At 50.6% G+C, this 14,388-nt stretch carries 12 protein-coding genes; 10 read left to right on the top strand and 2 right to left on the bottom strand.

What is annotated here, in order from left to right; translation table 11 throughout:
• Positions 1 to 15 precede the first annotated feature (15 nt).
• The 10 genes from AC5FXQ_RS14855 (at position 16) to prfB (ending at position 9,582) form a co-directional block, all read left to right on the top strand.
• A complete protein-coding gene (locus AC5FXQ_RS14855; protein WP_493603207.1) occupies positions 16 to 837 on the top strand; it encodes a retropepsin-like aspartic protease in 822 nt (273 codons plus the stop codon).
• Positions 838 to 937: 100 nt separating this feature from the next.
• Entirely contained in the window at positions 938 to 1,117 is a 180-nt protein-coding gene (locus AC5FXQ_RS14850) for a hypothetical protein (protein WP_493603206.1), read from the top strand.
• A 187-nt stretch (positions 1,118 to 1,304) separates the two neighbouring features.
• On the top strand, positions 1,305 to 1,862 hold the full coding sequence (locus AC5FXQ_RS14845; protein WP_493603318.1) for an NUDIX domain-containing protein: 558 nt from the start codon (positions 1,305 to 1,307) through the stop codon (positions 1,860 to 1,862).
• A gap of 69 nt (positions 1,863 to 1,931) precedes the next feature.
• Positions 1,932 to 2,705, top strand: a complete 774-nt coding sequence (locus tag AC5FXQ_RS14840; protein ID WP_143731791.1) for a lysophospholipid acyltransferase family protein — start codon at positions 1,932 to 1,934, stop codon at positions 2,703 to 2,705.
• A complete protein-coding gene (gene gatC / locus AC5FXQ_RS14835) occupies positions 2,680 to 2,967 on the top strand; it encodes an Asp-tRNA(Asn)/Glu-tRNA(Gln) amidotransferase subunit GatC (RefSeq protein WP_007653720.1) in 288 nt (95 codons plus the stop codon). The genes AC5FXQ_RS14840 and gatC overlap by 26 nt, the downstream gene beginning before the upstream one ends.
• 15 nt (positions 2,968 to 2,982) lie before the next feature.
• Complete coding sequence (locus AC5FXQ_RS14830; protein WP_493603205.1) at positions 2,983 to 6,027, top strand: tetratricopeptide repeat protein; 3,045 nt, start codon at positions 2,983 to 2,985, stop codon at positions 6,025 to 6,027.
• A gap of 10 nt (positions 6,028 to 6,037) precedes the next feature.
• Entirely contained in the window at positions 6,038 to 6,760 is a 723-nt protein-coding gene (locus tag AC5FXQ_RS14825) for an ABC transporter ATP-binding protein (RefSeq protein ID WP_493603204.1), read from the top strand.
• Between the two features lie 3 nt (positions 6,761 to 6,763).
• On the top strand, positions 6,764 to 7,315 hold the full coding sequence (locus tag AC5FXQ_RS14820; RefSeq protein ID WP_007653725.1) for a cob(I)yrinic acid a,c-diamide adenosyltransferase: 552 nt from the start codon (positions 6,764 to 6,766) through the stop codon (positions 7,313 to 7,315).
• A 32-nt stretch (positions 7,316 to 7,347) separates the two neighbouring features.
• Positions 7,348 to 8,421 (top strand): branched-chain amino acid aminotransferase, encoded by a 1,074-nt coding sequence (locus AC5FXQ_RS14815; RefSeq protein ID WP_493603203.1) that lies wholly within the window; start codon positions 7,348 to 7,350, stop codon positions 8,419 to 8,421.
• An 83-nt stretch (positions 8,422 to 8,504) separates the two neighbouring features.
• A protein-coding gene (gene prfB / locus AC5FXQ_RS14810; RefSeq protein WP_493603202.1) for a peptide chain release factor 2 occupies positions 8,505 to 9,582 on the top strand; the annotation gives its coding sequence in 2 pieces (ribosomal slippage) (positions 8,505 to 8,564 and positions 8,566 to 9,582; 1,077 coding nt in all).
• Positions 9,583 to 9,673: 91 nt separating this feature from the next.
• Here prfB and AC5FXQ_RS14805 read toward each other — a convergent pair.
• Together AC5FXQ_RS14805 and AC5FXQ_RS14800 are read right to left on the bottom strand one after the other, a co-directional pair.
• A complete protein-coding gene (locus tag AC5FXQ_RS14805; protein WP_493603201.1) occupies positions 9,674 to 11,116 on the bottom strand; it encodes a SusD/RagB family nutrient-binding outer membrane lipoprotein in 1,443 nt (480 codons plus the stop codon).
• 20 nt (positions 11,117 to 11,136) lie between these two features.
• Complete coding sequence (locus AC5FXQ_RS14800) at positions 11,137 to 14,328, bottom strand: SusC/RagA family TonB-linked outer membrane protein (protein WP_493603200.1); 3,192 nt, start codon at positions 14,326 to 14,328, stop codon at positions 11,137 to 11,139.
• Positions 14,329 to 14,388: the final 60 nt, after the last annotated feature.

Here is a 14,388-nt window from a genome sequence, read left to right as displayed (position 1 = left end):
AGTCTTTTTTTCAAAATGAAAACACTTTTCCTGGGTTTGGCCCTGTGCTTAGCCTTTGTTGGTGAAACTCTTGCGCAAAACACCATTCAGCTGAAAGAATATTTCAGAGAACTGAAGCAGGTGGACGTTACCATAGCAGGACATCCCTACACCTTCTTATTCGATACAGGAGGTGGCCAGACCTTTATATCCCCGGAAGTAGCACAGAAAATCGGTAGACAGCCTTACGGCAGCGCAACTGCCTTCCGCATGAACGGGGAGATGTTTCGGTACCAAAAGCTGGATTCAGTTGAGATCAGGGTCGATAACGTTCCGCTTTTTCATGCGACCGTTGGAGTATGGGACCTGATGACCATCCTGCCGGAGGACCTCCCGAAAGTAGATGGAGTTATCTCATTGAAGTCCTTTCAGGACAGGATTGTGACGTTAGACCTGGCGGCCAGCAGACTCCTCGTTGAGACGCCAGCCGCCCTTCGGAAGCAGCAGGGCAGGCTAACGCTGCTGCCCAGCCGTTTCGCCAATGGGCTGGATGGTAGCGAGCTGACTATTTTCCTGGGTATACCTCATCAGGACCGCTCATACTGGTTTCTTTTAGACACAGGCAATATAAGCGAGGTGCTGCTTTCGCACCAGACAGCCTCCGGGTGGGGCCTCCAAAGCGATACGACAGTCCAGCGCACAGCCCTGAATCCGATTGCGATTCAACTAGGCAGGCGGAAGCTGGTGAGCAAGGCTGCTGCCGAAAACATCATCTATGACGGGGTGCTGAACTACGATGTGATTCGTCAAACCAGAATGACAATCAACTTCCCGGCCCGGCAGGTATGGATGCATTAAGGCGGCGGCGTTCCAGCATCGCCCCTGTGCCTCCGTGTATGCTGCCTGATTGCAGCAGCAGAGATATTTGTATAACCAATAACAGAATGAAGCTGAATTTATGAAAAAGTATCTGCTAACCTTCGCCCTGGGCGCTTTTCTGATGGCCAGCTGCAACAGCACGCCCGACACCGAGGAGACAACCATAACCCAACCGGAACCCGATACGGCACCCGCAGATACAGCTGGCGTGGAAAAGGATAATACCAGAGTAGAAATAGATGAGGCTGATCGTCTCTGAAATAGAATTCATCTATACCTTATTATCTTTGCCCAGAATTAGATCATAAACAAGCTTAACATATGTCCGGAAAAGCTTTCAATGCTGAAGGAGCAGTGGCTGTAGGTCCGTACCACCATCGGGGTGGCTTCGCTGCCGCTGGGGGCGCAGGTAGAGATAGAAATGATCGCCAAAAGAAAATAGCATGATGATCGACGAACAGCATAACCCCTGGACCACCCTGTCCAGCAAGCAGGTATACCAGAACCCCTGGATCAGTGTGCGCGAAGACCAGGTGCTCAACCCCAACGGCGGAGAGGGCATCTATGGCGTAGTAAGTATGAAGAACAAAGCCATTGGCATTATTCCCATCGATGACGAAGGTTATACCTACCTGGTGGGGCAGTACCGCTACCCGCTCAAGGAGTATAGCTGGGAAATACCGATGGGCGGCGGCCTGATCGAGAATGACATACTGGAGTCGGCGAAGCGGGAGCTACAGGAGGAAACCGGTTTCACAGCCGAAAAGTGGACCAACATTGCCCGCCTGCATACCTCCAATTCCGTTACAGATGAGGAAGGCTTTGTTTTCCTAGCACAGGAACTAAAGGCCGGTGAAACATCTTTTGAAGAGACAGAGGAGCTTCACATCCGGCGGGTGCACTTTGAGGAGGCCGTGCGGATGGTGATGGACAACGAGATCACCGACGCCATCAGTGTGGCAGGTATACTCAAGGCAGCTATACTTTTGCAACAGGGAGAGTAAGCATAATGGAGGCTAACTAGGTGAAGCGCCCCGATTGATAACTGGTGGATTATTCTTACATTTGAAGGCATGAAAGCGCTTAAATACCTGTCCCATCGTATCTATACAACCTGGTGTGTCACCTGGTTTGTGATGCCGTTTGTGGTCACGTATCCGTTTCAGGCAGTGCTTATACGCAAGCAGCGCTGGTATCCGCGCGTACACAGCATCAACCGCTTCTGGTCATCATCAGCCCTGCGCATGTTCCTGACGCCTTTGCGGGTGGAGTGGCGTATGCGCTTCAACCCTGGCAAGCAGTATATTTTTACGCCTAACCACAGCTCATACCTCGATATCCCGCTGTTGCTGCATGCCATCCCGGGTTTTATTAACTTTGTCGGGAAAAGCTCGCTCACCAAAGTGCCGTTGTGGGGAAAGGTATATGAAAAGCTATATATTGCCGTAGACCGTAAGAGTGCGATCAGCAGTGCCAAGAGTTACATACAGTCCGTGCGCACGCTGGAGCAGGGTCGCAACCTGGTGATCTTTCCGGAGGGCACCATACCACCCACGGCAGGAGAGGAGCTGCTGGCATTTAAGGATGGCCCTTTTCGCCTGGCAATTGAGAAGCAGTTGCCTGTGGTGCCGGTAACTATGCCCTACAACCACAAATTTCTGCCGGATCTGGACGGGAAGCTGAAAGTGCGCTGGCACCCGCTCAAGATCATTATTCACGAGCCGATCGAAACCAAAGGCATGACGTTGCAGGACCTGCCTGCGCTGAAGCAGGAAGTATTTCATATCATTCAGGAAGAACTTAAGAAACACAATACGATAGATGTCAACCGATATACAAACCATTAGAAAGATCGCGCACCTGGCCCGACTGGAGTTCAATGAAGAGAAGGAGCAGGAGATGCTGCAGGACCTGAACAAGATCCTGAATTGGGTAGACCAGCTTCGCGAACTTGACACCGAAAGTGTGGAGCCGCTTATTCATATGTCAGAAGAAGTGAACGTGATGCGCGAAGACCTGGCACAAAATACAGTGTCACACGACGAAGCGCTGAAAAACGCACCTAGAAAAGACTCCGATTATTTCAGAGTACCGAAAGTGCTCGAGTAGTCCGACGGTTTGTCTATGAACAAAATCAAGTTTTGGAACAGTTGGGATGCCGATACCAGGTATCCCTATCTGTTTTTGCTGATCGTGGCCGTGCTGGCGCTCATGCTGGGGGTATACCATTACTTTACAGGTGAGAGCAATTTCATGGCCTGGGACAAGCTGCCTGAACTGCAGGTGGTGCAGGTGCCGGTGCACGAGTTTTCGCGTCTGCTGGAGCCCTTCACCCTGTATGTGGATGGCTACCTGCTCACAGAGCAGTACGATGTGGCGATGCCTGCCCTCAACAAGTTTGCTGCGGTGGCGCTGGTTCTGCTGCTGGCCCTCTGCGTGGCTTTCTATACAGCGGCCATCACCACCATGAAGCGTATCCCTTACTTTGCAGGTATGCTGCTGCTCATGATGCTGCTGGCTTCCTTCAACCTGGACCTCCTGGGGGTGATTGGCAGCAACACCGGGCAGACCACGCTGCTGGTATTCATCGTGTTCTTTGCCCTGGTCAGCTATGCTTTTCAGGCCTTCTACCAGCAGGTTTCCTTTAGTGTCAGGGTAATGGTGATGATCGCGCTGGTGAGTTTGCTGGGCTCCTTTGTCTACATGGAGTCAGACTTTCCACCACTGCTGACCACTTTGCATCTGGCCAACTACAGTTCGCTGGCCCTTATGGTAGCCTCACTGCTCTTTATGATCTGGGTTGGGTACGAAAACATCAATGCCCTGCTCTGGGTCAACACACAGGCTGCTAAGCCGGAGCGTCGCTTTAGTATATGGCAGTTTGTGCTCGTAAGCGTGCTATACCTGGTTACTTTGGGGTTGTTATACCTGCGCCATGTGGGTTATGTAAAGGGCGATCTGTCTTACATCAATGCATTTGTTATCCTGCTGTTTTCGTCAATAGCCGGCTTTTGGGGCATGCGCCAGCGCGAAGTCCTGTATGGCAGACTGTTCCCCTTCAAACCTACAGGTGCCATCATATACCTGGTATTCGCAACCATTACTTTCCTGAGCATCGGTTATGCCTATGCCACCGCCAACGATTCCGTTGTTTCAGTTTTCCATAACCTGATCGTGTACACGCACCTGGCTTTCGGGGCCTTTTTCTTCGTGTATGTGATGGTGAACTTCGGGGACCTGATCAAGCAGCGGCTGGCCGTTTATAAAGTGGTGTACGAGCCACGGAAACTGCCTGTCTATACCATCTACACAATGGGGGCTATTCTTTTGGCCATTCTGGTGATGCGCACGCAGTTCAGGGTATACTTTAATGCTTATGCCGGCTACTACAGCTACCTCGGCGACCTGTACCAGGGTTCTGACAATTCGATTCTGGCAGAGCGCTTCTACAGGGAGAGCGATCTGTTTGATAACCACAACATGAAGGCGAGCTTTAGCTTGTCGGCTATGTATCGTGTGCAGAACGAGCGCAACAAAGAAATTCTGAGCCTGCAGGAGGCACTGGAGCGGAGCCCGAACCCGAAGCTCTACATCCGCCTGGCTAACCTGTACGATCGCAAGCAGTACTTTTTCGAAAAGTTGTATGTGCTGCAGCAGGGAGCGGAGGCTTTCCCGAAGAATGGGGAGATCTACAACAACCTGGCCTTGCTTTATGCCCAGACCAGCGTACACGACAGTGTAGCCTACTACTTTGATCTTGCACAGCGGCATGCGGAGAATCAGGATCTGGTACGCAGCAATCGCCTGGCTTACTATACCCGCCAGGCCATGCCGGAAGAAGCCAAGGAACTGATCGCTGAGATCCGCTCCACGAAATACAAGCCACTACGCAGCAACATGGCAGCACTTATCCAGCTGCTGGGTCGGGCTTCTGACATCAAAGAGGACGACTTTGTGTCGGACTCGCTGGAGCGGGTAGAAGATCTGACGCTGTTCTACAACAAAACCATTTCCAGTGTAAACAATGGCGATACATCGCTGTTGAAGCCAATCAACCGCTACCTGGCTTCACAGGAGAACAGGCTCTTTATGGAAGACCTGCTATACCTGAAGGGCCTGGTACACCACTACGATGGCAGGCCGAAAGAGGCACGCAGCGTAGTGGAGAACCTGGCACTGGCCGCAGGGGAGCGCAGCGGGTATTATTACAATGCATTGGGGCATTGGATGATGGAGGAGGAGAACTACGGTGCCGCTGCTCATTATTTTAAAGAGGCCAAAGACAGGGGCTTTACGCAAGCCTTCCTGTCCCATGCCTATGCGCTAGCCCTTAACCATCAGACCGACGAGGCTGTAGAAGCACTCCGCGAAGTTGCCTTTACAGAAGTAGAATCGGCTGTTGCGGTGGCGCAGTCGCTGGAAGAAGTGCTGGAACAGGCCCCATCTACCATCATCACCCAGGCCCCGGACCACGACAAGGTGCAGTATCTGATCGCTTACCTGCCTGACCTGCTGCCCACAGATGTAGAGCGCATCGTGAAGAGCGTGCAGGAAAAGGACCTGCGCCGTGAGGCATTGGTAGCCAAGGTAGATTACTTTATGGGACGACGGGATTGGAAGCAGGCCAATGATGCTATAAAAGAGGCAGCTAGCGAACTTCAGCCGGAAGGGGAGCTCCGCTCCAGGCTTAACCTGCAGCAAATGCGCCTGTGGCTCAATACCAAGAATCACGAGGTGCTTGTGAAACGGATGGACAACCTATACCTGACACCAAAGGATAAGCGGCAGAAACTCTACTTCAGGGCTAAAATTGCCGAAGTAAAGGGGCGTGACCGTGAAGCTGCCGAGCGTTACAGCCAGGCACTTAAGATGCTGTTATACGATGAGCAGGTGGTAGAGGACGCGGCTACTTTCTTTGCCCGATACAGCCCCGCTGAGATGCAGGCTTATGACATTTTGCTGGATGGCATCACCTATAATCCATACTCCGCCAGACTCTACAAAGCCTATGCGCTGGAGAGTGTGAACAGGGGACTTGTCAGCTACGCAGACCAGGCACTTGTTTCGCTTCGCAGCTTGCTTCCTGCTTCGGAATATAGTACTTTTAAAGAGAAATTTGATAAACAGCGCCGAGCTAAGGAGGCAGAGGCAGATCAGTGGCAACTCTAAAACAGGTTCTATGAGCACCATCATCGAGACTCACGATATTTCGAAAGTATACCGCATGGGAAGCGAAACAATCCATGCACTCAAGTCCGTGTCTATCAAGATAGAGAGAGGAGAGTATGTGGCGTTTATGGGACCCTCAGGTTCCGGAAAGTCCACGCTCATGAATATTATCGGCTGTCTAGATACACCTTCAGGAGGACAGTACATCCTGAACGGGAATGATGTGAGCAACATGACTGACAATGAGTTGGCGGAAGTTCGGAACAAGGAGATCGGCTTCGTGTTCCAGACCTTTAACCTGTTGCCCCGCCAGAGCTCGCTTGAGAACGTAGCCCTTCCGCTGATCTATGCCGGGTATAACAAATCAGCGCGTGAGGAGAAAGCCCAGAAAGCGCTGGAGAGTGTAGGCCTCGGTAACCGTGGCAAGCACAAGCCAAACGAACTTTCGGGTGGTCAGCGTCAGCGTGTGGCCATTGCCCGTGCGCTCATCAACGATCCAAGCATTATCCTGGCTGACGAACCGACTGGTAACCTCGACACCAAGACCTCTTACGAGATCATGGAGCTGTTCGAGAACCTGCACGCCAAAGGCAACACCATTATCATGGTGACGCACGAAGAGGACATTGCTAAATACGCCCACCGGATCGTGCGCCTTCGCGATGGTTTGGTAGAGACAGACGAAATGAACCAGGAGGTCACCTCGCATGCAAATCTAAACGCTGCGCAATAGCTCATGAAAATTTACACTAAGACAGGCGACAAAGGTACCACCTCACTTATAGGAGGTACTCGTGTAGCCAAGTCGCACCTACGCATAGAAGCCTACGGCACCGTAGACGAACTTAACTCATACATCGGACTGGTACGCGACCAGGAAGTAAACAAGAGCCGGGCTGATATCCTGAAAGAGATACAGGACCGCCTCTTCACCATCGGCTCCACACTGGCCACCGATCCTGATAAAAACACCAAAATGGTGACCCCCGACCTGCATGCAGAGGATGTCACCCTGCTGGAGCAGGAAATAGACAAGATGACGGCCGAAGTGCCCCCGTTGCGCTCTTTTGTGCTGCCAGGAGGTCATCAGTCTGTTTCATTCGGTCACCTGGCCCGCTGCGTGTGCCGTCGTGCCGAGCGCCTGGCCATCCGCCTGCAGGAAGAGTCGCCGGTAGACGATCTGGTGATCATGTACCTCAACCGCCTGTCTGATTATCTGTTCGCTCTTTGCCGCAAAATGACGTATGAGTTACAGGCTGAGGAAATTGCCTGGAAGCCTCGCGTCTGATTACATTGTTCAACTAATAATTCCCTTTATTTATGTCAGTTGATACCCTAACTATACCTACTCAGTGCGTCCCGCAGAGCCGCATTTCTGAGCTGGACTTCAATAATATTGAATTCGGGAAAATCTTTGCCGACCACATGCTGGTAGCCGACTACAAAGACGGTGCCTGGCAGAACCCCGAAATCAAGCCCTACGGCAACATGTCGCTTAGTCCGGCAACCTCAGCCCTACACTATGGCCAGGCTATCTTCGAAGGTATGAAGGCTTATAAGAATGCAGATGGCGATATCCTGCTGTTCAGACCGCTCGATAATTTCAAGCGACTGAACATCTCCGGAGATCGCATGTGCATACCGGAGCTGCCTGAGGAGATCTTCATGCAGGGGCTGGAGCAATTGCTGCGCCTGGACGCTGCCTGGGTACCGCCAACACCGGGTTGCGCGCTGTACATCCGTCCGTTCATCTTCGCTACCGACGACTTTATTGGTGTGCGCCCGTCATCGAGCTACCGCTTTGTCGTGTTTAGCTGTCCGGTGGGAGCATACTATGGTCAGCCGTTGCGCGTTGCCATTGAGCCGAATTATGTACGCTCAGCTGAAGGTGGTGCCGGTTATGCCAAGGCCGCCGGTAACTACGGTGCTGCCCTATACCCTGCACGCAAAATGCAGGAGCGCGGTTATCACCAGCTCATCTGGACTGATTCGCGTGAGCACAAGTATATCGAGGAGTCCGGTACCATGAACGTGATGTTTGTGATCGATGGCAAGATTGTGACGCCTGCTGTGAGCACTACCATTCTGTCAGGCATCACCCGCGACAGCGTGCTGCAGATAGCCCGCGACAAAGGTATACCTGTAGAGGAGCGTAAGGTAGCCGTAAGCGAGATTGTGGAGGCTCACAAAGCCGGCAAGCTGCAGGAGGCATTTGGTACGGGTACAGCAGCTACCATCGCCCAGATTGCCACCATCCACTGCAATGGCGAAGACCTGGATCTGCCGGCACTGGAAGGGCGCAAGATTTCCAACAGTATAGCCGAGGAGCTGGACCGTATCAAAACCGGTCAGGCGCCTGACTCGCACAACTGGATCTATAAGATCAGCCTATAGTAATCAGATAAAAGTAAATGCTGGACTGGAAGCTGCATCGGCTTTTAGTCCAGCATTTTAGCGTTAAATAAAAAACAGAAAACATGACTTCAGAACAATTGAAGGAATTAAAGGCTCGTGTTGAAGCCTTGAGGAGGTATCTTTGACTACGATGCCAAGAAAGAGCAGATAGCAGAAACCGAGAAGCAGACCTTGGCGCCTGACTTCTGGGATGAACCAAAAGAAGCAGAGAAGGTTCTCAAAGAAGTAAAACTGCTGAAGGTATGGACTGACCACTATGAGGAGGTAGAGAAAACGGTTTCTGACCTGGAAGTGCTTTTCGATTTCTACAAAGAAGGCGATGTGTCGGAAGAAGACATAAAGCAGGAAGCAAAAAAGGCAGAGGCGGCTATTGAAGGGCTGGAGTTTAAACGCATGCTCAGTGGGGAAGAGGACCAGTTGAGTGCTATTCTGGAGATTAACCCGGGCGCTGGCGGCACTGAAAGTCAGGACTGGGCCGAAATGCTGATGCGCATGTACATCATGTGGGCCGAGTCACATAATTTCGGCGTGAAGCAGGTCAACTACAATCCGGGTGAGGGAGCAGGTATAAAGTCAGCTACCTTGGAGATTACCGGCGACTTTGCCTATGGTTATCTAAAATCTGAGATAGGGGTACATCGTCTGGTGCGTATTTCCCCATTTGACTCAGGCGGACGACGCCATACTTCCTTTGCCTCCGTGTTTGCCTACCCGGTAGTGGACGATACGATCAACATCGAGGTAAACCCGAGCGACATTGAGTGGGATACCTTCCGCTCAGGAGGCGCCGGTGGTCAGAACGTGAATAAGGTAGAAACGGCTGTACGATTGAAGCACAAGCCAACCGGTATCGTGATCGAGTGCCAGATCGAGCGCTCACAGCTGATGAACAAAGAGCACGCCTTGCGAATGCTTAGGTCAAGACTTTACCAGATCGAGATAGAGAAGCGCAATGAAGAGCGCGACCGCATCGAGAGCACCAAAAAGCGCATCGACTTTGGCTCCCAGATACGCAACTATGTGCTACATCCTTACAAACTCGTGAAGGATATTCGCACAGGCGTAGAGCGGTCCGATGTGCAGAATGTGCTGGACGGTGACCTGGATGAATACATCAAAGCATTCCTGATGCAGGCATAAGGAAAGGTTGAAGTTATACCTGACTGACATAAAAAGAGGCTCCTCTACAGGAGCCTCTTTTTTATGCAGAATATCCAAGTATTATCCGTCTTTACTGGGTGTCTGGCTGTCCATCCATCCACCATACAGGGTCGGAAAATATCTGAGTACCCCTGATGTTTGGTACATTTGCTTCATTGGTGTCCAATTCATTTTGTGCATATGGGAAACGAACTGGTGGTGGCGAAATCTGGTGTTGAGCAACAAAGCCAGGGAAGCCTGTTCTCCTCCAGTCGTTATAAGCCTCGAAGGGCTGGAACAGCCAAAAGGCGATCCACTTCTGAAGAATAATAGCCTCTAGTGAAACAGTGTTAGCATTTGCTGCTATATAAGCTTCAATTGCTTCGGCCGGTGCATTTATTTGTCTTTGCATGGCAGCCCTGATACCATTTTGATATGCAGTAAGCGCTTCTCCTGTATTACCTAATCTCAGATGTGCCTCTGCCTGTATGAAAAGCAATTCATCATAAGTCATCATTGGCATAGACGCGGTCGCGTTAAGCACAGCCGCTGTTGGGTCAGAGAAAGCTCTGTTTGCCTGGTCGTTTATCTGAGTGCCATTTGGAGCTCCTGTGATAACTCCCGGATCACGGGCAGGTGCTACCATGGCCTCCAGGCGTGGGTCGTTCAGGTTTTGAAGCGTAGTCACGAAGGATTCGCTTACAGCGTGGTGGCTGCGGTCATTCGACTCCTGGTACCATGGGTGTTCACCAATCGCTGCGGCAGTATATCGCTGGAAGGATAAATTGTCTGCAGCGCTCTGAAAACCCTGTGCAGCCGCTTCCAGGGCAGCCGTCGCAGATCCCTGTGGGTCAATATTGCTCAGCCGGTTGTAATAACGTGCCTTCAGGGAATAAGCAGCCCTCGTCCATAATTCAGCACTGCCCCCATAAATCAAATCCTGGTTGCCGGGCGAGGGAGCCGTTGTTGCTAAGTCAGCGATTGCCTCGTCTAGCAGGCTTTGTATCTGTGTATAAACTTGTTCCTGAGAATCGTAAGAAGGAGTTCGGTTCTCGACTCCCTGTCCGGCCTCTGCAGAAGGTACAGGTCCCCAGGCATCGGTCGCTACAGATAAGGTATAGGCCTTCAAAACTTTTGCTATACCTACGTGCCTGAAGTTTCCTTCCTCCTCACCGCCTGCAGAACCTCTTTCAATAATAATGTTAAGGTCAGGCAGAACACCCGCATAAATGTTGTTCCACATGTTATTCACCAATGTGTTATTCTGAAGGCCAGACCGGCGGTCTGCTTCCTGCAACTGTGCGTGCACACCCGCGGTATGCTGTACAAAAACAGATGAATACCATGCCAAGTCAGCGCCCGTAACAGCTGTAGGTACGTTCACTGTTACCTGTGGGAGCAACAGATTGACCGAGACTTGTTCCGGACTATTGGGGTTGGTGTCAATTTCGTCTAATGTATCCTCGTCGCAGGCAGTGCCTCCTATAATAAGAGCCGCTGCTAAGAGAAAGCTATAAAATCTATACTTCTTCATGATTGTGTGATTTCTGTCCATTAAAATGTTAACCTTAAACCAGCACCAAAGCTTCTTGCCTGAGGAAGCGTTACATACTCAAGTCCCTGGAAGTTAGTACCGCCACCTACACTTGTCTCTGGGTCAAAGTTCGGGTAGTCTGTTATGAGAAAGAGATTGCGGCCTGTCAAAACGATAGAGGCATTCCTGATGAAAGTGCGTTCTAACAAGCTTGGAGGCAAAGAGTAGCTTAATGCCACTTCCCTGAGCCTTACAAAAGAAGTAGAGTAGACGTTTGACTCGTCAATTGCGTCCATGGCGCTGGACCAGAAGTTCTGTCCTCTGACGATTTCAATGTCGTTGTTTCCTTCAACGACAAGGTTTCCGTCAGTATCCAGGAAACCTTTCACACCAGGATAGATATAAGGACTTTCACGGTCTTCTGTAATTTCAGCCATACCGTACAGCTTCAGAAGCCTTGTATTACCAGCATACATATTTCCGCCCTTCCTCCAGTCTATCTGTGCAGTCAAATTAATGCCGCCGAAGGTTATGCCGTTCGTAAAGGATACTTCGAAGTCTGGCTGCACATTGCCAATGTTTTTAGCCTCACCGGCCAACGGCATGCCGTAAAATGGGTTCGGGTTGCCCCCTATGGTTTCACGGCTATCTACTACAACGTTGCCATTATCGTCCCTCACGAATGAAGAGCCAAATATGATAGGGTATAAAGCTCCTGCTTCGGCTCTCACGTTAGGTGTAACGAAACCTCCCAGGAAGATACTCTCAACACCCTCGGCCAGTTCAACTACCTTGTTTCTGTATCGGGTGAAGTTTGTGGTGAAGGTCCATTCAAAATTGTCGTTCCTTATAGGAATAAGGTTGACGATCAACTCATGGCCCTTTGTTTCCAATCTACCGGCATTTCTAAACTCAGATGTAAAACCAGATGACGCGGCAACCGGAACGCTAAATATTTGGTCTTCGGTTGTCTGTACATAATAGGTGTAGTCTAAGGTGATCCGGTTATCCAGGAATCTGAAATCACCACCAAACTCAATTGTTCTGGTATTCTGAGGCCTTAATTCCTCTGTTCTGAATACGGCACTACGGGTATAACCAATGGTGTTGTTGAATGGGAATTGGATACCGTCATTCAGAAAACCACCCACGTTCAGGGCACCACCAGGCACGAAAATGTTTCTGGTTATGTAGGCCTGGTCTGGGGCCTGACCAGCCTCCGCATAAGAAGCTCTTAATTTACCGAAGGTAAGGATGTCGTTTTGCAGTTCAAAAGCATCTGTAAAGGCAAAGCCAACACCTACTGAAGGATAAAAGAAGGTACGGTTACCGCGAGCCAGGTTAGACACATAATCCTGACGGGCAGATGCGTTTAAGAACAGATAATCTCTAAAGCCAACCTCGGCGTTAGCGTAGAAACCGGCTACCCGTCTGCGGGTAATGGTTTCACTGGCGTTCTGCACAACAGTGTTGCCTATGTTACGGAAGCCACCTTGTGCAATACCACGACCTACAGTTGAGATCAAACGGTTTCTGATATCGTATACCTCGTTTCCTATCAGCAGGTTAGCGCTAATATCCTCTGACAGATCACGGTTGAAGCTCAGAGAGAGGTTAGAGTTAATCTGATTTTGATTGAAAGCATAGTCGTTGATCTGACCACCGCTAGGTTGGGCCGTTCTACCGCCCGTGAAGCCTGACCCAAGCTCGTATACCTCTTTACCATCTGTAATAAAGAAGTCTCCACCAAGCCTATAGTTTAGAGTTATCCAATCGAGTGGTCTGTAGGAAATGTTTGCTGTGCTGATAACGCGGCGGGTATCTTCGTAGAACTGGTTATTGGCCAGTGCCCATCGTGGGTTATCTATCGCGCCACGGTAGTTGAACTGTCTGTATGGGTTGAGTGGATCGGCAAAAGGGAGTCCCCACAGGTCAAAGTTTCTAGGTGCTGCATACAATGTGAAAAGTGGATTTGAAAGGTTAGAACCTCCTGGAACCTTATCAATGTGTACATCCGAATAGTTTGCAGAAGCACCAAGCGTTACTTTGGGGTGAATATTAAATTCACCGGCAACCTTGCCAGTAAAGCGTTCCATACCCGTTGTCGGAATAATGCCTTCCTGATCTGTATAGCCTAAAGTTACAGCATAGTTACCTATCTGGCCGCTGTTGGCAACAGTGATACTGTTTGTTGCTGTATGACCGGTCTGAAAGAATGGTTCCACGTTGTCAAAGACCCTGTTTCCTGGCGCAGTTTCCCCTATAGCGTTGGTTACATCGCCGAGCTCACTTATTCTTGGACCCCAGGATAGAGAGGAGTTGTTTGAATATTGTCCTCCAGAGCCCTGGGAGTAGGTGCTTTGTAAGTCTGGAAGCCGTGAGGCACGGTCAATCTGATAGTCAGAGGAGAATGTTACTGTAGCAGCTTTTCTTTCCTCCAGGCCTCTACCTCTTTTAGTGGTAATGATAACCACCCCGTTTGCAGCACGAACCCCGTACAAGGCTGCTGCGGCACCGCCTTTTAGCACAGATATTGATTCGATGTCATTTGGGTTGATATCTAGTGCACGTGCTGAGGCATCAGTGCCGCTCACACCGCCAACACCTATACCTGCACCACCTGCTTGCTGGATGGCATCACTTTCGATTGGCATACCGTCCACTACATAGAGTGGCTGGTTGTTGCCTACAAGAGAACGGGCTCCCCGAATGGTGATCTGTGAGGATGAGCCCGGCAAGCCGCTAGACTGTCTCACAATTACGCCCGCTACTTTACCTTGTAGCGCGTTCGTGACATTGGGGTGGTTGGCGCGGGAGACAGCTTCTCCCTCTACCTGCTGTACTGAATAACTCAGAGCTCTTTCTTCCCTTTCAATACCAAAAGCTGTTACAACAACTTCGCTCAGCTGCCTGGTGTCTACGCTTAAGGCTACATTGATCGTGCTCTGATTATCGATATTGCGTGTAACGGTGGCATAGCCAATAAAGCGGTAGGTAAGTGTGTTGGAGCCTTCAGGCACATTGATGGAGTATTCGCCGTTGGCTCCGGTAGCGGTGCCGACGCTGGTACCTTGTACCAGCACTGCGACCCCGGGCAGCCCTTGCCCTGTTTCCTGATCTGTCACGGTACCCGTAACCGTTCTAGTCTGGGCCATGCCTTGCTGAAAAAGAGCAAGCACCAGAATAAAACTCACTAGTAGTAGTTTGTTCATGTTCCCAAAAAGTTTTGGATTCAGACGATGTATAAAATCAATTCGGCAAAAGTGCCAGAA

This window comes from Pontibacter sp. LHS1 (genome assembly GCF_058932855.1).
The sequence above is the reverse complement of the archived record's forward strand: the minus strand, read 5'-3'. Positions and strand labels throughout refer to the sequence as shown.